Origin of the sequence: Chromohalobacter nigrandesensis (genome assembly GCF_023061285.1) — a bacterium.
Classification (GTDB): domain Bacteria; phylum Pseudomonadota; class Gammaproteobacteria; order Pseudomonadales; family Halomonadaceae; genus Chromohalobacter; species Chromohalobacter nigrandesensis.
Genome location: NZ_JAKGAM010000016.1, coordinates 21,747 through 40,129 on the forward strand (window position 1 = coordinate 21,747; position 18,383 = coordinate 40,129).

An 18,383-nucleotide genomic window follows, 5' to 3' on the forward strand; every position below is an offset into this window, starting at 1 on the left:
GTGATCTGCGCCGTGGTGGGCGCTTCTTGATGGGCAGGGATAAGCGCATGTTTCTCGACGACTTTCACACCGTGACCGATGATCGGCTATGTATTACGGCCGAGCAGGCCAGCCGTTTCGCCAAGTATATCGCTGGCGATTACAATCCCATCCATGATGCGGATGCACGCCGCTTCTGCGTGCCGGGCGATCTGCTGTTCGCTCTGGTGATGGCGCGTTTCGGTCTGGCGCAGCGCATGACCTTCCACTTCAAGGGCATGGTCGGCGACAGTGTGCCGCTGTACTTCGTGCAACACGACGACGACACCGTCCAGGTGGTCGATGCCAACGGCAAGGTGTATCTCGAGGTCGAGCGCGGCGGTGATATCACCCACGACGCCGGGGTTATCGAGGCCTTCACGCGCCGTTATGTAGCCTTTTCAGGTCGCAACTTCCCGCATTATCTCAAGCCGCTGATGGAAGAGCAGGGAGTGATGTTCAACCCCCAGCGGCCGTTGGTGATCTACGACAGCATGGGCTTCTCGTTGTCGCGGCTGGATGTCGCCGAGGCCGGCGTGGCCTTCGCCGGCGCGACGCTGGATGTCTGCGGCAAGCGGGGCGATGCCTTGCTGCAATTCAAGATGACCGACGGCGACACGGCCATCGGCCATGGTTCCAAGAAACTGGTGGTCAGCGGATTGCGAGAGTACGACCCACCGGTGATGGACGCTTTCGTCGAGAAGTTCATGAACCTCAAGGCACATTACGCCACGGCCGATTGAGCGGAGTGGAACTCATACCAGATGCAACCCCAGGGCGCGTGGCTTGTCACACGTTGCGTCACCAATTGTCACAGGAGAGCATCCCTTGAGTATCGAAGGCATTCAGCACTTCTTTCAAAACATGCTGGAATCCCCACAACCGGAGCGCCGGCAGGTAACGCTGGAATTGGCGGTGGCAGCTTTGTTGTGCGAGATCATGCGTGCCGATTACGAACACGATCCACGCGAGCGGGCCATGCTGCGGGAGCTGTTGACCACGCGTCTTACGATCGTCCCGGACGACGTCGATGAACTGATGTCGTTGGCCGAGGCCGAAGTCGAACAGGCCGTCGACCACTATGAATTCGTCAGATTGATTCGCGACCAGTACGGCTACGAGGATCGTGTGGCGCTGGTAGCTCAGATGTGGCAACTGGCCTTTGCCGATGGTGAGCTCGATGCCTTGGAAGAACACCGCGTCCGGCGTCTTGCCGATCTCCTTTATGTCAGTCACAGCGATTTCATTCGCACCAAGCTCGAGGTCATGCCTGAGCATTGAGATATCGCGCTCGGCCTGCGTCTCGAGTGCCCGTGTGCCGAGGCCAGAAAGGCGTCTGATGAAAAGTTGACTGAAACGCTTGGGTAAGTGCCATCGCGGGACGTTATACTGGTCGCATCGAGCTGTCAGCCTCGCTGACGCACCGCAGATGAGCATATCGTGGAAAGGAGAGTTACTGTGATCGAAGGCGTGAAGCATATCGTCGCCGTGGCGTCGGGCAAGGGGGGCGTGGGCAAGTCCACCGTGACCGTCAATATGGCCCTGGCGATGGCCGCCGAGGGGTATCGAGTGGGACTGCTCGATGCCGATATCTATGGTCCCAGTCAGGCGCAGATGCTGGGAATCGCTCCGGGCGTGCGGCCACAGCCGGCGGGCGAAAATGCCTTCAAGCCGCTGGAAGCTCATGGCCTGCAGGCCATGTCCATGGCGTTCATGGTGGATGCCAATGAGCCCATGGTCTGGCGTGGCCCGATGGTGGCCGGAGCTTTCCAGCAACTGCTCAACCAGACCGCGTGGCAGGATCTCGATTACCTGTTCGTCGACATGCCGCCGGGTACCGGCGATGTGCAGCTGACCCTGGCGCAGAAAGTGCCGGTGAGCGGGGCGGTAATCGTGACCACGCCTCAGGACATCGCACTGCTCGATGCCAAGAAGGGCATCGAGATGTTTCGCAAGGTCAATGTGCCGGTGCTGGGGGTCGTCGAAAACATGAGCCAGCATGTCTGCTCGCAGTGTGGCCACCAGGAGCCGATCTTCGGTAGCGGCGGCGGTGAGCGCATCGCTGAGCAGTACCAGACGCGGTTATTGGGCCAGTTGCCTCTCGATGGCACGATCCGCGAGCAGGTCGACGGCGGCAAGCCCAGTGTGATTGCCGACCCGGAAGGAAACGTCGCGCAGACGTTCCGTCAGGTGGCGCGTGCCGTGGCCGAGGGCATCGAGGCGCAGTCCGACGAGTCGCCGACCATCAGCTTCGGCGAGTGACGTTCTGCACGTAACGTTTGCGTGACGCGATGGGGCCGTTATCATAACGGCCCCTTCGTTTTTCACGAACCGAGTTTTCACGGACCGAGTGTTCGCGAATCGAGTGTTCGCGGAGACAGCCCGATTTCATCGCGACAGCGCACACTGAGCAGGAAACTTCAATGAGCATCAAATCCGACAATTGGATTCGGCGCATGGCCGAGGGCCAGGGCATGATCGAGCCGTTCGAGGCGGATCAGGTTCGCTACGTCAACGAGCGGCGGGTGATTTCCTATGGCACCTCCAGCTACGGCTATGACGTGCGCTGTGCCGATGAATTCAAGGTGTTCACCAATATTCATTCGGCGGTAGTCGATCCCAAGGGATTCGACGAGAAGAGCTTCGTCGACGTCAAGAGTGATGTCTGCGTGATTCCGCCCAACTCCTTCGCCTTGGCGCGCACCGTGGAATATTTCCGCATTCCGCGCAGCGTGTTGACCATCTGTCTGGGCAAGTCCACCTATGCGCGTTGCGGCATCATCGTCAATGTCACGCCGCTCGAGCCCGAGTGGGAAGGTCACGTCACGCTCGAATTTTCCAACACCACGACCTTGCCGGCACGTATCTATGCCAATGAAGGCGTAGCGCAGATGTTGTTTCTGGAATCCGATGAGGTCTGCGATTTCTCCTACAAGGACCGTGGCGGCAAGTACATGGGGCAGCGGGGAGTCACCCTACCGAGGACGTAAGCAGCGAGATACGGGCAACGGGCCACGAGCAGCGAGCCAAAATGCTGCCGAAGCCCGAAGCCCGAAGCCCGAAGCCCGAAGCCCGAAGCCACTCTTCATAGCGCTCCGAACCTGGCGCTCGAAGCCCGAAGCTGGGTTCTACCCTTCCTCGTCTAGCTCTTCTGCGGCGTCTTCATGCGACATCCGCAGTCCGGTAGGCGGTAGCGGCATGCCGTCGAACAGAGCGCCTTCCGCATCCAGGCTCAAGCGGCCTTCGAGAAACCAGCGTACGGCGATGGGATAGATCAGGTGCTCGCGGGCATGGACTTTTTCGATCATCTGCTCGATGGCGGCATCGGGGTCTACCCTTAGCGCGGCTTGCAAGGCCACCGGCCCGCCATCGAGTTCTTCGGTGACGAAATGCACGCTGGCGCCATGTTCCGACACGCCATCGGCCAGGGCACGGGCATGCGTGTCCAGTCCCGGGTAGTCCGGCAGCAGAGAGGGGTGGATATTGAGTATGCGCCCCGCATAGTGATGCACGAACGTCGGCGTGAGGATGCGCATGAACCCCGCGAGGACGATCAGATCCGGCGTGTGGCGGTCGATGACCTTGATCAACGCGCGGTCGTAAGCGTCACGATCGTCGTATTCACGATGTGGCAGCACCACGGAATCGACACCGGCTTCCTTGGCGCGGATCAGGCCGTAGGCATCACCCTTGTTGGAGACCACGGCAACGATCTCGCCACCCAATTCGTCGTGTTGCTGCGCGTCGAGTAGCGCCTGCAGGTTACTGCCATTGCCGGAGATAAGCACCACAACGCGACGCTTCTCGGCGGGTTCCGCTTCGAAATCGTTGCTGTCGGGGGTGTCGGCTTGAGTCGTGGCATTCATGTACGGACGTTCTCCAGACGAACTTGTTCTTCCTCATCCTGGCGGGCGACGATGTCGCCGAGTCGATACACCGTTTCGCCAGCGGCTTCGAGCGTGGTCTGGGCCTGTTCGGCCTGAGCCGCGGGCACGACCACGACCATGCCGATGCCGCAATTGAGCACGCGATGCATCTCGTGCTCGTCGACGTTGCCTTCACGTTGCAGCCAGTCGAAGACCGCGGGGCGCCTCCAGCTCGAAGCGTCGATACGCGCGGTGAGGGTCTCGGACAGTACGCGAGGCACGTTCTCGAGCAGGCCGCCGCCGGTGATGTGCGAGAGGGCGTGCACCGCCACGTCGCTGTCCTTGATCAACGACAGCAGCGACTTGACGTAAATGCGCGTCGGCGCCAGTAGAGCGTCACGCAAGGGCACGCCGTCGATCTCGGTGTCGAGCTTGGCTTGATTGACGTCGAGGATCTTGCGGATCAGCGAATAGCCATTGGAGTGCGGGCCTGAGGCGGCCAGACCCAGCAGCACATCGCCCTCGGCGACACGGCTGCCATCGAGGATCTCGGATTTCTCGACCACGCCGACGCAGAAGCCGGCCAGATCATAGTCGTTGCCCGCGTACATGCCGGGCATCTCGGCGGTCTCGCCGCCGATCAATGCGCAGCCCGCCTGGGCGCAGCCTTCACCGATGCCGGTGACGACGTCGGCGGCGATCTCGACATCCAGTTTGCCGGTGGCATAGTAGTCGAGAAAGAACAATGGCTCGGCGCCGGCGACGACCAGGTCGTTGACGCACATGGCGACCAGGTCGATGCCGATGGTGTCATGGCGCTCGAGGTCCATGGCCAGACGAAGCTTGGTGCCGACGCCGTCGGTACCGGAGACCAGTACCGGCTCGCGGTAGCCGCTGGGCAATTGGCACAGCGCGCCGAAGCCGCCCAGGCCGCCCATTACTTCGGGGCGGGAGGTACGCTTGGCGACTCCCTTGATGCGTTCGACGAGCGCGTTGCCGGCGTCGATGTCCACGCCGGCATCCTTGTAACTGAGGGATTCGCGGGTAGAGGTGGGCGTATCCGAACTGCGAGTCATGGGCATTCCTGTCAACAGTGTGCCGATCGCAGGGCGATCGGGCGAAGCCGATGGCGCCGCCTGGCGCCCGAGGCCAGGGCGGTATAAGGGAAGGCCGCATTATAGCATTGCCCCACGGGAGGCGCATTGCCCGCGCAGGCGTGTAGAATCGAAATCAAAAGAGCTGGGAGATATGTATCGCAATGACACGCATACAAGTGTGGGGCCTTCTGAGCGCGGCGGGATTGATCTGGTTGCTCGTCTTGCTGGAGCCCATCTTGATGCCGTTTTTCGTCGGCATGATATTGGCTTATCTAGGCGATCCGGTGACCGACTGGTTGGAAACGCGCGGTTTGTCGCGTCGGCTCTCGGTGAGCGTGGTATTCCTCGTGCTGGCGCTATCGATGGTCTTGGCGTGCCTGATTCTGATTCCCTTGCTGGGGCGCCAGTTGGCGCAGTTGGTCGAATCCTTCCCGGCGATCTTCAACTGGGTGCAGTCAGTAGTCCTACCGGAGGTTCAGGCCGTCACGGGCGTGGATCTCAGCGCCGATTTCGATCAGTTGCGCAGCACTTTGATGGACAACTGGCGCGAGACCGGCACGGTGGCGGCGGCGGTTTTGGCTCAGGCGTCCAAGTCTGGCATGGCATTCGCCGTGTGGATGGGCAACCTGGCGTTGATTCCCGTGACGACCTTTTACTTTCTTCTCGACTGGGATCGGCTCAAGGCACGCCTGCGCGATTTGCTACCGCGTCACGTCGAGCCGACGATCACGCGCCTCAGCCATGAATGCGACGAGGTGCTGTCAGCCTTTCTGCGCGGGCAGTTGTTGGTGATGCTCAGCCTGGCGGTGATCTATGCGACGGGGCTGAGCCTGCTGGGCTTGCGTTTTGGCCTTTTGATCGGCCTGGTGGCAGGGCTGGCGAGTATCGTCCCCTATCTGGGGGTGATCGTCGGCATCAGCGTGGCGGCATTGGTAGCGTTCTTTCAGTTTGGCGAATGGCTGCCGCTACTCGGCGTGGCTGTGGTCTTCGGCATCGGTCAACTGGTCGAAAGCACCGTGTTGCAACCGGTATTGCTCGGCGACAAGATCGGCCTTCATCCCATCGCGGTTATTTTCGCTGTGCTCTCGGGTGGGCAGCTTTTCGGTTTCACCGGTATTCTACTGGCGTTGCCGGTCGCCGCTGTCGTCATGGTAGTATTGCGTTACCTTCATGAGCGCTATAAAAACAGTCGCTTATACGATACTTCCCGCCACGCTGGCGCCTCGCAAGAAGGCGATGAGGAAAGATCATGACCGGGCCCGCGCAGTTACCACTGGGAGTGGGGCTGAGTGACGATGCAACGTTTGCCAACTTCCATGCACCGGGCAATGCTCTGCTGCTCGAGCGCTTGCGCGGTCAGCTCGACGCGAATGGCGAGCCGTTTCTATTCCTTTGGGGGGCGCCAGGCAGTGGGCGCAGCCATCTACTCCAGGCGGCTTGCCACGAAGCCGGTGATCGGGGAGATAGTGCCTTGTATCTTCCGCTGCGAGATCTTGGTCATTTCCCGCCGCATATGCTCGAGGATCTCGAGCGCCTCGATCTGGTGGCGATCGACGATCTTACTACGGTTCTCGGGCGCAAGCGTTGGGAAGAGGGTCTGTTTCATTTCTTCAACCGCATGCGCGATGCCAATAAGCGCCTGGTGATCGCCGCCGAGGCCGCACCGCGCCAGTTGCCCACCGTGCTGCCCGATCTCGCCTCGCGCTTGAGTTGGGGGGTTACCTTTCATGTTCAGTCGCTGGACGATAGCGGACGCTTCGAGGCGTTGCAGTTGCGCGCGCGGGTACGCGGCATGCAGCTCCCCGACGAAGTCGCACGCTATATTCTGCATCGTGGCCCGCGACAACTTTCCGCGCTATTCGATGCGCTTGCTCGTCTCGACCACGCCTCGCTTTCCGCTCAGCGCAAGCTGACCATTCCTTTCGTCAAGCAGGCGCTGGGCTGGTAGCGCTTCTATTGGGGGTCTCGTTGCATGTTATGACGATGCCTTGAAAGGCGCCATTGGCAGCACAATTTGACATTAATAGCCGCCGGGCTCGTGTGCGCCAGAGGGCGACCGTCATGATCGTCGATAGCGACGGGCATCGCCATGATGGGGCCCGCGCACGGTGGTCTCAACCGATCAGGAGAGTGTGATGAGCGAGACACGCATTGAACGCGACAGCATGGGGGAACTCGAGGTCCCCGCAGACGCACTCTATGGTGCCCAGACCCAGCGTGCCATCAACAATTTTCCCGTCAGTGGGCAGCCCATGCCCCCCGCCTTCATTCAGGCCGTGGCACGGGTCAAGCTGGCGGCAGCCAATGTCAATCGCGATCTCGGTCTGCTCGACGCCCAGCGCGCGGAGGCGATCATCAATGCGGCCCAGCGTCTCGTCGATGGCGAGCATGGCGGCCAGTTTCCGATCGACGTCTTCCAGACGGGATCGGGTACCTCGACCAACATGAACGTCAACGAGGTGATTGCGCATCTCGCCAGCGAGAGCGGCACCGAGGTTGGCCCCAACGACCATGTCAATATGGGGCAGTCGAGCAATGACGTGATTCCCACGGCTTTGCATCTGTCGGCGGCGCTGGAGGTCGAGAACGCACTGCTCCCCGGCCTGCGCCACCTGCAGTCGGCCATCGACGCCAAGGCGCACGAGGTGGACGATGTCGTCAAGACGGGGCGTACCCACCTGATGGATGCCATGCCGGTGCGCATGAGTCAGGAACTCGGCGGCTGGTCCAACCAGGTCGCTCAGGCCATCGAACGCCTGGAAGGCACCCAGCAGCGGCTGACGCGTCTGGCGCTCGGCGGCACGGCGGTGGGTACGGGGATCAATGCCCATCCCGAGTTCGCCGAGCGGGTTGCCAAGGCACTCGGTGAGCAGACCGGGCTCCACCTGCGCCCCAACGATAGCTTTTTCGCCAGCCTTGGCTCGCAGGATGCCGCCGTCGAGCTGTCCGGTCAGCTACGTACCTATGCCTGTGCGGTGATGAAAATCAGCAATGATCTGCGCTGGATGAATTCGGGTCCCTTGGCCGGGCTGGGCGAGATCGAGCTCGAAGCCTTGCAGCCAGGCAGCTCGATCATGCCGGGCAAGGTCAATCCGGTGATTCCCGAGGCGGCGGCACAGACCGCAGCGCAGGTCATCGGGCTGGATAGCGCGATCACGGTGGCGGGGCAGAGCGGCAACTTCCAGCTCAATGTCATGTTGCCGCTGATTGCCTCGAACCTGCTGACCTCGATTCGTCTGATGTCCAGCGCCAGTACGCTACTGGCGGATCGTGCCATCGCTACCTTCAATGTGCGTCGCGACAATATCGAGGCGCCGTTGTCGCGCAATCCCATTCTGGTGACTGCGCTCAACTCGGTCATCGGTTACAACGCGGCGGCCCAGGTCGCCAAGAAGGCTTATCAGGCAGGCCGGCCGATTATCGATGTAGCCGAAGAGGAAACCGAGTTGTCCCGCGAGGAACTCGAGCGACTGCTCGATCCCACGCAGCTGACACAAGGCGGTATCCCCGAGTGATGTGAAAAACGGCAGATGTTGTCTTTTTTGGGCGCCTTTACGGGCGCCCAATTCGTTTAACGCATCGCATTTTGCAGTCTCGGCTATTGTCAGCGATGGGCTTACTCGTCGCTCTTGACGGGCTCCTCGCCACGCCGATCCTGAGCTTCCTCGATGGTTTCCTCGGCGTCCTGTCGCTCTTCGCGATCCGCGTCCGGGCTATCGTTTTCATCGGCGCGTGCCGGTCGATAACGGAAGGTCGCGAGAATCGGGAAGTGGTCGGAGCCGAACGCCGAGAGGCGGCGTAGTGCAACCAGGGTGAAGTGCTCGCTGACGAAGACGTGATCCAGCGGCCAGCGTAGCCAGCGATGCTTGGCGTGAAAGGTGCTGTAAAGGCCGCGTCCTCGGCGTGGATCAAGCATGCCGCTGATACGACAGAACAGACGGGTCGTCTTCGACCAGGCCACATCGTTGAGATCGCCGGCGACCAGGGTGGGTTGATCCGAGTCACGAACCGTCTGGCCGATTAGCAGCAGCTCGGCATCGCGCCATAGCGATTCATCGCTTTCGCCGGGTGCCGGTGGTCGTGGGTGTACGGCATGGAAGCGCACACGCTCGCCACCAGGCAGCTCGAACCAGCCATGTATCGAGGGGATATCGTCCTGGATCAGCCACTCGACATGCGGTTCATGTAGCGCGAGACGCGAATACAGGTGCATGCCGTAGAGGTTGTCGAGGGGGATCTTGACGGTATGCGGGTGGCTCTTGCTCAGCGCCTCGTCGAGATGCTCTTCCCACCAAGCGTCCGACTCCAGCGTCAGTACGATGTCGGGGTCGACCTCGTGAATCTGGCGCGTGAGTGACGCTGCCTGGCGATTGGGGGTGAGAACGTTGGTGACGAGCAGCGAAAATTGACGTGAAGTGTCCTCGCCTTCGGCATCGACCACCTGGCGTGCCGCCAGCGGTGTCCAGGGAAAAATGCGCTTACCTTGCACGCCGAGCACGACCAAACTCGCGATAGCGCCGATCCAGCCCAGTGACGACCATGGCAGCACACACAACAAGGCAATGAAAATCACCACGGCGAATGCCGCTAGTTGCATGCGGGGAAAGTCTAAACCTCGAACCCACCAGTGGCGTAAATCCAGCCACGGGATGGCAGTGGCGATAAACGCGACGAGCGCAAGCAGGGCAAGCGCTATCTCGGCGGCATTCTCAATCATCATGGCCTCGTTTCGGCGGCGCCGGCCCTGGCTCCATGCCGGGGCGTTACCGTCCATGGTCAGCGTGAGGATTGAGAGTAGCAGGCTAGACGGCGGTTGCGCCAAGTGACGCTGTCATCGCATGGCCTTGTCAGGCTGCATGGCTGTGGCAATGACGCTCGAGATAGGCGGTCAGGCGCTGGTGCTGTTCGGGCGTAAAACGCAGGCCCAGTTTGGTGCGTCGCCATAGGATGTCGTCCGGCGAGTGGGCCCATTCCTCTCGCACTAGATAGTCGACTTCGGCCTGTGTGAGTCCGGCGCCGAATGCGTCGCCTAGTTGATCTTCGCGACTGACGCCGTGCAGAAAGCGCAGACATAGCGCGCCATAGCTCGATGCGAAGCGCCGCGCACGGGCTTCTCCCAAAAACGGATAATCGCGGACGAGTTGCATGGAGAATGCTTCCCGCGAGTCAATGTCACCGCCTGGAAGCGATGTCTCGGCGGTCCAGGGCGACCCCATCTCGGTGAAGTAGGGCTTCAGTTGCTCGAGGGCAGCTTCGGCCAACTTGCGGTACGTAGTGATCTTGCCTCCGAACACGGATAGCAACGGTGCGCCGCGGGCGTCGAGATCGAGCGTGTAGTCGCGTGTCATTGCCGAAGGGTCGGCGGATTCGTCATCGCACAGCGGCCGCACGCCGGAGAAGGTGGTGACGATGTCGTCGTGGGAGAGCGTCTGAGTAAAATGCTGATTGACCACGTCGAGCAGATAGTCGATTTCCTGGCGGCTGGCGCTGACCTGGGCGGGATCACCTTGGTAGCGGACATCGGTGGTGCCGATCAGGCTGTAGTCTTGCTGATAGGGCAGCACGAAGACGATACGCCGATCCTGATTCTGCAGGATATAAGCGCGTTCGTCGGTATTGAGGCGTGGCACGACGATATGACTGCCTTGAATCATGCGCACGCCGTATCGTGAGTCGCGCTGGGCATTTTCGCGTACCACCTGTTCTACCCAAGGGCCGGCGGCGTTGACCAGGGCGCGTGCGTGGCGTACTCGGCGCTTGCCGGTGGCGACATCTTCCAGCGTGATATGCCAGAGGCCATCTTCCTCCTGGGCCCCGACGCAGCGGCTTCCTACCTGGATATCGGCGCCGTGTTCGCGTGCCTGCATGGCGTTGAGTACGACCAGCCGAGCATCATCGACCCAACAGTCGGAATATTCAAAACCGCGCTTGATATCCGGTTTCAGCGGGTTGTCGACGTCAAGGCGCAACCCCTTCGAGGCGGGAAGGCTGGCACGCTGGCTGAGATGATCGTACAGAAACAAGCCGGTGCGGATCATCCAGGCCGGACGCAAATGCGGCTGGTGCGGCAGGATAAAGCGCAGTGGCCAGACGATATGTGGTGCCTTGTGTAACAGCACTTCACGCTCGTGCAGCGCCTCGCGCACCAGACGAAACTCCCGATGCTCGAGGTAACGTAGGCCGCCATGGATCAACTTGCTGCTCGCCGAAGAGGTCGCGCTGGCGAGGTCTTGCTGTTCGCTCAGGGCGACGCGCAAACCACGGCCTGCAGCATCATTGGCGATGCCGGTGCCATTGATGCCACCGCCGATGACGAAAAGGTCGAGGATGTCCTGTCGAGGGGAGGCGTTCATGGCAAGCTCCGCAAGATTGGTTTCGCAAATTGAATGTTCGAATATGAAAGTAGCGTAATCGAAAGCGAACATCAAGTCGACGAAACGAACATGGCGTCACTGGGCGACGCCGTGAGCGGAGCGAGGCGGTCAGGCGTCGGCGATATGCAGGGTTACATCGTGCTCGCGTAGTAGGCGCAGGATGCCGTCGGGTGGCTGGCGGTCGGTAAACAACGCGTCGATCTGCGCGATGTTGCCCTGTCGTACCACGGCATTGCGATGGAACTTGGAATGGTCGGCGGTCAGAAAGACTTGGCGCGAGTTGCTGATGATGGCCTGGGCGACACGGACTTCCTGATAGTCGAATTCGAGCAATGAGCCATCATCGTCGATGCCGCTGATGCCGATGATGCCGTAGTCGACCTTGAACTGATTGATGAAGTCGATCGTCGCCTCGCCGATGATACCGCCGTCGCGCGAGCGTACCTGGCCACCGGCGATGATGACGTTGAAATCTTCCTTGTGCTGGAGGATCGCAGCCACGTTGAGGTTGTTGGTGATGACCTCGAGGCCCCGATGGTCGCGTAGCGCCTCGGCGACCATTTCATTGCTGGTGCCGATATTGATGAACAGGGAGGCGGAGTCGGGGATCTGCGAGGCAACGCATTCGGCGATATGCTGCTTGGCATCGGCATTGAGTGTCTTGCGTGTATGGTAAGCGGTGTTGACGGTGCTCGACTCGAGGCCGGCGCCGCCGTGCACGCGCTTGATCGCGCCTTCGTCCGCCAATTGGTTGAGGTCGCGGCGAATCGTCTGTGGCGTGACGGAAAAATGCTGCGTGAGCTGTTCGATGGAGGCGTAGCCCTGGCGTTTGACCAAGGTGACGATGGCGTCGTGGCGGTCTTGTTGTGTCATGGAAGGTTCCGTTACCTAGCGAGTAAAACGGCCAGTGAATGAGCCATGTCGTATGGGTAGACGCGAATGTTGCACAGACGCTGCAATATGGGTTCTAAGGCTATGTTAAACCATGATTCAGTGCGGAAAAAAGCACCATGGATTGTTGTAAAGCGAACCTAGACATAGGGTTTGCGATAAAATGAACTTTTATAAACAGGCATAAAAAACGTGCGAGGTAATCGCGTCAAGCGTTTGAACCCTGGCGAATTTTTGGACATGAGGCTTGCAATTTTCCACGACCTGCGTAGAATGCGCATCCGTTGCCAAGGCGAGAGCCGGCAGCGGTAGCCATAGCATCGCTTAAGCTAGCGCAAAATAGGACCGTAGCTCAGTTGGTTAGAGCGCCACGTTGACATCGTGGAGGTCAGCGGTTCAAATCCGCTCGGTCCTACCAGTAGTGCTTAATGCCAGAAGTGCTCAATGTAAGGTCATTAGTGCTTAGCATAGACATGCTGCTAACAATCGATTTGCAGGACCGTAGCTCAGTTGGTTAGAGCGCCACGTTGACATCGTGGAGGTCAGCGGTTCAAATCCGCTCGGTCCTACCAGAATATTGAACGCCCCCGCTGTCTTTCAGCGGGGGCGTTTGCGTTGGGGCTTTGAGCTGCTGAGCTTTATCCAGTCACGTTGGGTGTGGAAAGGTCGCTGGCGGCAATGAAGATTTCCACCAGGCGTTCGATGCCGCGCTGGTCGTCTTCACTGAAGCGCTCGGGGCGCGGGCTGTCGAGGTCCAGGACGCCCCAGAGTTCGCCATCGTGGATGATGGGAACTACCAGCTCCGAACGCGATGCGGCATCACAGGCGATGTGACCGGGAAAGGCATGGACATCCTCGACACGCTGCGTGCGTCGTGTCGTGGCGGCGGCGCCGCAGACGCCTTTGTCGAAGGCGATAGGGTTGCATGCGGGCAGCCCTTGAAACGGCCCTAGGATCAGAGTGCGAGGCTGGCGTTGAAGATAGAAGCCAGCCCAGTTCAGGTCGCTGATCTCGTGCTTCAGGAAGGCGCAGGTCTGCGCCGCGTTGGTCAGCCAGTCGCGGGTGTCCAGCAGGGTTTCCAACTGGCGAGCGAGCAGGGTGTAGTCACTCATGATGTCTCCGGATGAATGGGAGTGATAACGAAACAGGCCGGCCCTGTGGGGCCGGCCTGTCGAACGAAGCGGCGGAGGGCGGTTACTCCCAGCCGGGCACTGCGGCACCCTTGAACAGCTCGTTGGCCTTGTCGATGACGGCCTGCGACTGATACGCCTTGACCAGGTTCTGGATCGCCTTGTCGTCCTGTTCTCCTTCACGTGCGACGATCAGGTTGACGTAGGGCGACTCAGGCCCTTCCTTGACCAAAGCGTCGTCCAGGCTGAGGCCTGCCGGCTGGGCGAAGGTATTGTTGATGAAGGCCAGGTCCACATCGGGAAGCACGCGCGGCAACTGGGCAGCTTCGATCTCGCGGAATTCGTAGTCGTGAGGGTTGTCGCTGATATCCACCGGCGTCGCTTCGAGATTTTCCGGGTCGTCGAGTTCGATGAGCCCTTCGTTGTGCATCAAAATGAGTGAACGTCCCTCGTTGGAAGGGTCGTTGGGAAGAGCGATAGTGGCGCCGTCGGGTACGTCGTCGATGTTGTCATAGCGCTCGGAATACGCGCCGATCGGGTAGACGAAGGTCTTGCCGGCGATGGCGAAGTCGTAACCGCGATCCTCGACCATGCTATTCAGGTACGGCTCATGCTGGAAGGCATTGGCATCCAGGCTGCCGTCAGCGAGGGCCGCATTGGGCGAGACATAGTCGGTGAACTCGACGATTTCGACGTCGAGATCGTAGTCGTCCTTGGCGATTTGCTTGGCGACTTCCATGACGTCCGTTTCCGGGCCTGCCACGGTGCCGACCTTGATCGACTGTGTCTCGGCGTCATCGCTTCCGCAGCCGGCGAGTAAGCCGGCACCGAGTAGTGCCGCCGCGCCGAAGAGGCGAACGGGGTGTAGGGCCTGTGCCAGAGTGTCGTTCATTGTGTGAGCTCCTTGAATGAGGCGTTGTCACCGAATATACGGTAGTTACCGATAAGCACTTATGCTTTTTTGAGTATAAAAGTGCTGCCTATTATAGCTGTACGTTTACCCTCTGACCACGCACTCATTTGTGGTCGGCCTTGCGCACAAGGCGGTCGCCAAGGCTTTGAAAGCCTTGCACCATGACGACCAATATCGCCACCGTGATGAGCATGATCAGCGGTTCGAAGCGGTTGTAGCCGTAACGGATGCCCAAGTCACCCAGACCGCCACCGCCGACGGCGCCGGCCATGGCCGAGTAGCTGACCAGTGTGACCACGGTGATGGTCAGGCCATTGATGATGCCGCCCTTGGCTTCCGGTAGGAGTACCTTGGTGATGATCTGCACCGGGGTGGCGCCCATCGCCTGAGCGGCTTCGATGAGGCCTGGGGGAATCTCGTTGAGCGCGCCTTCGACCAGGCGCGCGACGAAGGGGATCGCGGCGATGATGAGCGGCACTATGGCGGCGTTGGTGCCGATAGAGCTGCCGACGACGAGACGCGTGAAGGGGATGATCGCCACCATGAGAATGATGAAGGGAATCGAACGGCCGATATTGGTGACGATTCCCAGTACGCGCTGGGCGACGGGCTGCGCGAGGATCTGCCCCGGCCGCGTGACATACAGCAGAACGCCGAGGGGAATGCCGATCACGGCCGAAACCGCGCCCGAGAGTGCGACCATATAGAGTGTGTCGAGAGTGGCCTCGAAGATCAGTTCAAGCATCGCGCTGGACATGGCCGAGTACCTCTACATTGATGTCGTGGGATTCGAGTTGCGTGAGTGCTTGTGACGTCGTCTCGGGCGTGCCAATGAGCTCGGCGATCATCAGGCCCAGCGTGCGGCCCTGAATCGACTCCACCTTGGCTTGCAGGATGCTGACATCGACGCCGCTATCGCGTGCCAGGCGCGAGATGAGTGGCGTGGCGACATTGGCACCAGAAAACGCCAGGCGTACCACAGGATGGGTATGCTCGCCGGGTGTTTCTTCGAGACGCTCGACCAGCGCTTGAGGTGGCTCAAGCTCGAGAAAGGCGTTGAGAAACTCGCGGCCCAGGCGTGTCGCCGGCGCAGTGAAGAAATCGCCGACGTCGGCTTCTTCTACCAGCTCGCCATCCGAGATCAGACCGACACGGTGGCAGATGCTCTTGACCACTTCCATCTCATGGGTAATGAGCAAAATGGTCAGCCCCAGCTTGCGGTTGATGTCCTGCAGCAGTTCGAGGATCGACGCCGTCGTCTGTGGATCGAGGGCAGAGGTCGCTTCATCGCAGAGCAGTACCTTGGGGCGGCTGGCGAGTGCCCGCGCGATGGCCACGCGCTGTTTCTGCCCTCCCGAGAGTTGTGCCGGGTATTGCGTGGCCTTGTCGGTCAGGCCGGTGAGCTCGAGCAGTGGTTCGACGCGCTTGCGAATCTCGCCTTTGGATACGCCCATCAGTTCCAGCGGCAGCGCCACGTTGTCGAAAACCGTACGTGAGGCGAGCAGATTGAAATGCTGGAAAATCATGCCGAGCTGATGACGCGACTGGCGCAAGGCTTCGCTGTCCTGCTGGGTCAAGTCCTGGCCGTCGACAATGATATGGCCCGACGTCGGGCGCTCGAGGAGGTTGACGCAGCGAATCAGCGTCGATTTGCCCGCGCCGGACAAACCGATCACGCCGTGAATGGCGCCCTTCGGGACTTCCAGGTCGATATTTTTGAGGGCGTGGACCGCCGTGGGGCCGGCCCCATAGGTTTTGGAAACACCTTCGAGTTTGATCATCGTCTTCGTTTGGGTCGATGCGTTGGGACGTCATGGCCAGTGGCACGCCGGCGACCGTTGGTGACCGAAGCTTGTCATGCCTGGAGTGGCGTCGCATGTGGCAAAACCCAGCATTATAACGAGGCTGGACTGCCTGTTTGGCGGGATTTGTAGGCTGTGGCCATAAAAAAAGGCCACCCAGGCGGGTGGCCATCAACGCTGGACACACCCTTTTAGCGGTATTTTCCCGGGACATGCCCGGGCGCGCCCGCAATCTGGGTACAAATCGGCGCTCAAGAAGTCGCGGATTCTAGGCAGCGCTTCGAGACCTGTCAATGTTTCTAGATAAAGCGTTTGCATTCCAGGACTTGATTCAGAAAGATCGCCTGTTTTGGAGGCTTTTAAAGGTATAGGCACCTGGCGATGGGGTCCGATGGGGCATGGTAGTATGATGCCTGTCGAGCGTGACAGGATTGGTCAAGGAGTCGAGATGTTTACCGGTATCGTGCAAGGCGTGGGGACGGTGGTGGCCGTAGAAGAGGAAACGCAGTTCCGGCGCCACATCGTGGCGTTTCCCGAGGGCTTGGTGGACGGGCTCGAAACCGGTGCTTCGGTGTCGCACAACGGATGCTGCCTGTCGGTGACACGCATCGAGGGTGATCGAGTGTCCTTCGATCTGATGCGTGAAACATTGCGCCTCACCAATCTGGGCGTGTTGGGTGTCGGCGATCACGTCAATTTGGAGCGTGCCGCACGCATCGGTGACGAGATCGGCGGGCACACGATGTCCGGCCACGTCATCTGTCAAGCGGCGCTGGAAGAACTCGAAGAGGCACCGAACAATCGTCGCCTGTGGTTTGCATTGCCCGACGAGTATGCGCGGTTCTTGTTCGAAAAAGGCTATATTGGCGTCGATGGCATCAGTTTGACGATCGGTGCGCTCGAAGGTGCGCGTTTCTGTGTCGATCTGATACCCGAGACATTGGCGCGGACAACGCTGGGTGAGCGCATGCTGGGTGATCGCGTCAATATTGAGATCGACCCGCAGACCCAGGCCATCGTCGAGACGGTCGAGCGGGTCATGGCGGCGCGTGGCAGGGTATAAGATCGCACAGATATCGAGGATCTGACGCGCGCCCTCGATTCCTGGCGTTGCATTGGGTACCATTTGGAGCTTTGTCCGCTGCCCGTCGCGGCTAAGCCGCGTGCATTGCTGATGGAGCCTCAGATGAGCATTTATGGCGATTATATAAAGTCGGTCATTCGCACCGTCCCCGATTGGCCCCAGCCGGGCGTCAATTTCCGCGATATCACACCGGTGCTGCAGAACAGCGCCGCTTTCCGCAAGCTCATCGATAGCTTCGTGCACCGTTATCAGGAGCTCAATCTGGATGCGATCGCCGCGATCGATGCGCGCGGTTTCATCATCGGGGCACCGGTCGCCTATGAGCTCGGCTGCAGCTTCGTGCCGGTGCGCAAGAAGGGAAAGTTACCGTTCAAGACCATCAGCGAAACCTATACGCTGGAATACGGTGAATCGACCGTCGAACTGCATTCCGATGCGTTTCGCGAAGGCGATCGTATCCTGGTGATGGATGATCTTATCGCCACGGGTGGCACCATGCTGGCGGCGGCCTCGCTGATTCAGCGTAGCGGCGGACAGGTGGTCGAGACTGCCGCGATCATCGACCTTCCCGAACTCGGCGGTGCGCAGAAAGTCCGTGATGCCGGCCATGGCGTGTTCGCCGTTTGCACCTTTACCGAACACGAATGACGCGCGTGGGCGCGTGGCTATCGCGCGCCCTGTACCCCCTTATATTCCTCCGGGTGGTCTTCCCATGAGTACCGATCGCTATCATCAGCAGTTCACCGTTTCCTGGGACCAGTTGCATCGCGATGTGCGTGTCCTGTGTCACCAGCTTGTCGAGCGAGACTTTAAAGGCATCGTCGCGATTACCCGCGGCGGCTTGATTCCCGCTGCGTTGATTGCGCGTGAACTCAATGTGCGCCTGATCGACACCGTGTGCATCAAGAGTTACGAGCACAAGGAGCAGGGCGGCCTGAACGTCATGAAAGGCGTCGATCATGATGGCGATGGCTGGTTGTTGGTCGACGACCTGGTCGATACCGGAAAGACCGCGCGGGCGGTACGCGAGATGCTACCCAAGGCGCATTTCGTGACTATCTATGCCAAGCCGGAAGGTCGTCCGTTGGTCGATCAGTACTTGACCGAAGTCGCGCAGGATTGCTGGATTCAGTTCCCCTGGGACATGGGCATTGCCTATGTCGAGCCACTGGTCGACCAAGTGCGTTCGCGCGATTCATGAGCCCCAT

General features: G+C 60.2%; 19 protein-coding genes and 2 tRNA genes. 12 read left to right on the forward strand and 9 right to left on the reverse strand.

The window, feature by feature from the left end:
* The first annotated feature begins 47 nt into the window (after positions 1-47).
* From L1073_RS15145 to dcd, 4 genes are all read left to right on the forward strand, one after another.
* Positions 48-761 carry a DUF3581 family protein gene (locus L1073_RS15145; RefSeq protein ID WP_246900607.1) on the forward strand — a complete coding sequence of 238 codons (714 nt, stop codon included), beginning with the start codon at positions 48-50 and terminating at the stop codon, positions 759-761.
* Positions 762-846: 85 nt separating this feature from the next.
* Positions 847-1,299, forward strand: coding sequence for a tellurite resistance TerB family protein (locus L1073_RS15150; protein ID WP_425531593.1), 453 nt, complete (start codon positions 847-849; stop codon positions 1,297-1,299).
* Between the two features lie 180 nt (positions 1,300-1,479).
* Positions 1,480-2,280: an iron-sulfur cluster carrier protein ApbC gene (gene apbC, locus L1073_RS15155; RefSeq protein ID WP_246900693.1), complete on the forward strand. Its 801-nt coding sequence runs from the start codon at positions 1,480-1,482 to the stop codon at positions 2,278-2,280.
* Positions 2,281-2,441: 161 nt separating this feature from the next.
* A complete protein-coding gene (dcd, locus tag L1073_RS15160; protein ID WP_246900609.1) occupies positions 2,442-3,008 on the forward strand; it encodes a dCTP deaminase in 567 nt (188 codons plus the stop codon).
* A 138-nt stretch (positions 3,009-3,146) separates the two neighbouring features.
* Here dcd and purN read toward each other — a convergent pair whose 3' ends face one another.
* Both purN and purM read right to left on the reverse strand, forming a co-directional pair.
* Positions 3,147-3,884, reverse strand: coding sequence for a phosphoribosylglycinamide formyltransferase (purN, locus tag L1073_RS15165; RefSeq protein WP_246900611.1), 738 nt, complete (start codon positions 3,882-3,884; stop codon positions 3,147-3,149).
* Complete coding sequence (gene purM, locus L1073_RS15170; RefSeq protein ID WP_246900612.1) at positions 3,881-4,960, reverse strand: phosphoribosylformylglycinamidine cyclo-ligase; 1,080 nt, start codon at positions 4,958-4,960, stop codon at positions 3,881-3,883. Before purM ends, purN begins: the two co-directional genes overlap by 4 nt.
* 182 nt (positions 4,961-5,142) lie before the next feature.
* Between purM and L1073_RS15175 the strand changes: the two genes are divergently transcribed.
* The 3 genes from L1073_RS15175 (at position 5,143) to L1073_RS15185 (ending at position 8,496) form a co-directional block, all read left to right on the forward strand.
* Positions 5,143-6,234 carry an AI-2E family transporter gene (locus L1073_RS15175; protein WP_246900614.1) on the forward strand — a complete coding sequence of 364 codons (1,092 nt, stop codon included), beginning with the start codon at positions 5,143-5,145 and terminating at the stop codon, positions 6,232-6,234.
* Positions 6,231-6,929: a DnaA regulatory inactivator Hda gene (hda, locus tag L1073_RS15180; protein ID WP_281506117.1), complete on the forward strand. Its 699-nt coding sequence runs from the start codon at positions 6,231-6,233 to the stop codon at positions 6,927-6,929. The genes L1073_RS15175 and hda overlap by 4 nt, the downstream gene beginning before the upstream one ends.
* A 187-nt stretch (positions 6,930-7,116) precedes the next feature.
* Positions 7,117-8,496, forward strand: a complete 1,380-nt coding sequence (locus L1073_RS15185) for a class II fumarate hydratase (protein ID WP_246900616.1) — start codon at positions 7,117-7,119, stop codon at positions 8,494-8,496.
* Between the two features lie 101 nt (positions 8,497-8,597).
* Here the strand turns inward: L1073_RS15185 and L1073_RS15190 are convergent, their stop codons facing one another.
* The 3 genes from L1073_RS15190 to L1073_RS15200 form a co-directional block, all read right to left on the reverse strand.
* Entirely contained in the window at positions 8,598-9,698 is a 1,101-nt protein-coding gene (locus tag L1073_RS15190; RefSeq protein ID WP_246900617.1) for an endonuclease/exonuclease/phosphatase family protein, read from the reverse strand.
* Positions 9,699-9,828: 130 nt separating this feature from the next.
* Positions 9,829-11,334, reverse strand: coding sequence for a glycerol-3-phosphate dehydrogenase (gene glpD / locus L1073_RS15195; protein WP_246900619.1), 1,506 nt, complete (start codon positions 11,332-11,334; stop codon positions 9,829-9,831).
* 129 nt (positions 11,335-11,463) lie between these two features.
* Positions 11,464-12,228, reverse strand: coding sequence for a DeoR/GlpR family transcriptional regulator (locus L1073_RS15200; RefSeq protein ID WP_246900621.1), 765 nt, complete (start codon positions 12,226-12,228; stop codon positions 11,464-11,466).
* 359 nt (positions 12,229-12,587) lie between these two features.
* On the opposite strand from L1073_RS15200, the gene L1073_RS15205 reads away from it, so the two are divergent.
* Both L1073_RS15205 and L1073_RS15210 read left to right on the forward strand, forming a co-directional pair.
* Positions 12,588-12,664 (forward strand) — tRNA-Val (locus tag L1073_RS15205).
* A 77-nt stretch (positions 12,665-12,741) separates the two neighbouring features.
* A tRNA-Val gene (locus L1073_RS15210) sits at positions 12,742-12,818 on the forward strand.
* A gap of 66 nt (positions 12,819-12,884) precedes the next feature.
* Here the strand turns inward: L1073_RS15210 and L1073_RS15215 are convergent.
* The 4 genes from L1073_RS15215 to L1073_RS15230 form a co-directional block, all read right to left on the reverse strand.
* Positions 12,885-13,358: a GAF domain-containing protein gene (locus L1073_RS15215; protein ID WP_246900623.1), complete on the reverse strand. Its 474-nt coding sequence runs from the start codon at positions 13,356-13,358 to the stop codon at positions 12,885-12,887.
* Between the two features lie 82 nt (positions 13,359-13,440).
* Positions 13,441-14,268, reverse strand: a complete 828-nt coding sequence (locus tag L1073_RS15220; RefSeq protein WP_246900625.1) for a MetQ/NlpA family ABC transporter substrate-binding protein — start codon at positions 14,266-14,268, stop codon at positions 13,441-13,443.
* A gap of 124 nt (positions 14,269-14,392) precedes the next feature.
* Positions 14,393-15,046, reverse strand: a complete 654-nt coding sequence (locus L1073_RS15225) for a methionine ABC transporter permease (protein ID WP_246900627.1) — start codon at positions 15,044-15,046, stop codon at positions 14,393-14,395.
* A complete protein-coding gene (locus L1073_RS15230; protein WP_246900628.1) occupies positions 15,027-16,070 on the reverse strand; it encodes a methionine ABC transporter ATP-binding protein in 1,044 nt (347 codons plus the stop codon). Before L1073_RS15230 ends, L1073_RS15225 begins: the two co-directional genes overlap by 20 nt.
* Positions 16,071-16,539: 469 nt before the next feature.
* Here L1073_RS15230 and L1073_RS15235 point away from each other — a divergent pair, with 469 nt between their 5' ends.
* The 3 genes from L1073_RS15235 to gpt all read left to right on the forward strand — a co-directional run bounded on the left by L1073_RS15235 (position 16,540) and on the right by gpt (position 18,376).
* Positions 16,540-17,154 carry a riboflavin synthase subunit alpha gene (locus L1073_RS15235; protein ID WP_246900630.1) on the forward strand — a complete coding sequence of 205 codons (615 nt, stop codon included), beginning with the start codon at positions 16,540-16,542 and terminating at the stop codon, positions 17,152-17,154.
* A 123-nt stretch (positions 17,155-17,277) separates the two neighbouring features.
* Complete coding sequence (locus L1073_RS15240; RefSeq protein WP_246900632.1) at positions 17,278-17,823, forward strand: adenine phosphoribosyltransferase; 546 nt, start codon at positions 17,278-17,280, stop codon at positions 17,821-17,823.
* Between the two features lie 64 nt (positions 17,824-17,887).
* Positions 17,888-18,376 carry a xanthine phosphoribosyltransferase gene (gpt, locus tag L1073_RS15245; protein WP_246900634.1) on the forward strand — a complete coding sequence of 163 codons (489 nt, stop codon included), beginning with the start codon at positions 17,888-17,890 and terminating at the stop codon, positions 18,374-18,376.
* Positions 18,377-18,383 lie beyond the last annotated feature (7 nt).

What these genes read in the sequence shown, in the direction of transcription:
- L1073_RS15230 (WP_246900628.1), bottom strand. Translation starts at nt 16,070, where the DNA reads ATGATCAAACTCGAAGGTGTTTCCAAAACCTATGGGGCCGGCCCCACG.
- purM (WP_246900612.1), bottom strand. Translation starts at nt 4,960, where the DNA reads ATGACTCGCAGTTCGGATACGCCCACCTCTACCCGCGAATCCCTCAGT.
- L1073_RS15215 (WP_246900623.1), bottom strand. Translation starts at nt 13,358, where the DNA reads ATGAGTGACTACACCCTGCTCGCTCGCCAGTTGGAAACCCTGCTGGAC.
- L1073_RS15145 (WP_246900607.1), top strand. Translation starts at nt 48, where the DNA reads ATGTTTCTCGACGACTTTCACACCGTGACCGATGATCGGCTATGTATT.
- L1073_RS15240 (WP_246900632.1), top strand. Translation starts at nt 17,278, where the DNA reads ATGAGCATTTATGGCGATTATATAAAGTCGGTCATTCGCACCGTCCCC.
- purN (WP_246900611.1), bottom strand. Translation starts at nt 3,884, where the DNA reads ATGAATGCCACGACTCAAGCCGACACCCCCGACAGCAACGATTTCGAA.
- L1073_RS15185 (WP_246900616.1), top strand. Translation starts at nt 7,117, where the DNA reads ATGAGCGAGACACGCATTGAACGCGACAGCATGGGGGAACTCGAGGTC.
- L1073_RS15175 (WP_246900614.1), top strand. Translation starts at nt 5,143, where the DNA reads ATGACACGCATACAAGTGTGGGGCCTTCTGAGCGCGGCGGGATTGATC.
- L1073_RS15200 (WP_246900621.1), bottom strand. Translation starts at nt 12,228, where the DNA reads ATGACACAACAAGACCGCCACGACGCCATCGTCACCTTGGTCAAACGC.
- L1073_RS15220 (WP_246900625.1), bottom strand. Translation starts at nt 14,268, where the DNA reads ATGAACGACACTCTGGCACAGGCCCTACACCCCGTTCGCCTCTTCGGC.
- L1073_RS15190 (WP_246900617.1), bottom strand. Translation starts at nt 9,698, where the DNA reads ATGATTGAGAATGCCGCCGAGATAGCGCTTGCCCTGCTTGCGCTCGTC.
- dcd (WP_246900609.1), top strand. Translation starts at nt 2,442, where the DNA reads ATGAGCATCAAATCCGACAATTGGATTCGGCGCATGGCCGAGGGCCAG.
- L1073_RS15235 (WP_246900630.1), top strand. Translation starts at nt 16,540, where the DNA reads ATGTTTACCGGTATCGTGCAAGGCGTGGGGACGGTGGTGGCCGTAGAA.
- gpt (WP_246900634.1), top strand. Translation starts at nt 17,888, where the DNA reads ATGAGTACCGATCGCTATCATCAGCAGTTCACCGTTTCCTGGGACCAG.
- hda (WP_281506117.1), top strand. Translation starts at nt 6,231, where the DNA reads ATGACCGGGCCCGCGCAGTTACCACTGGGAGTGGGGCTGAGTGACGAT.
- glpD (WP_246900619.1), bottom strand. Translation starts at nt 11,334, where the DNA reads ATGAACGCCTCCCCTCGACAGGACATCCTCGACCTTTTCGTCATCGGC.
- L1073_RS15225 (WP_246900627.1), bottom strand. Translation starts at nt 15,046, where the DNA reads ATGTCCAGCGCGATGCTTGAACTGATCTTCGAGGCCACTCTCGACACA.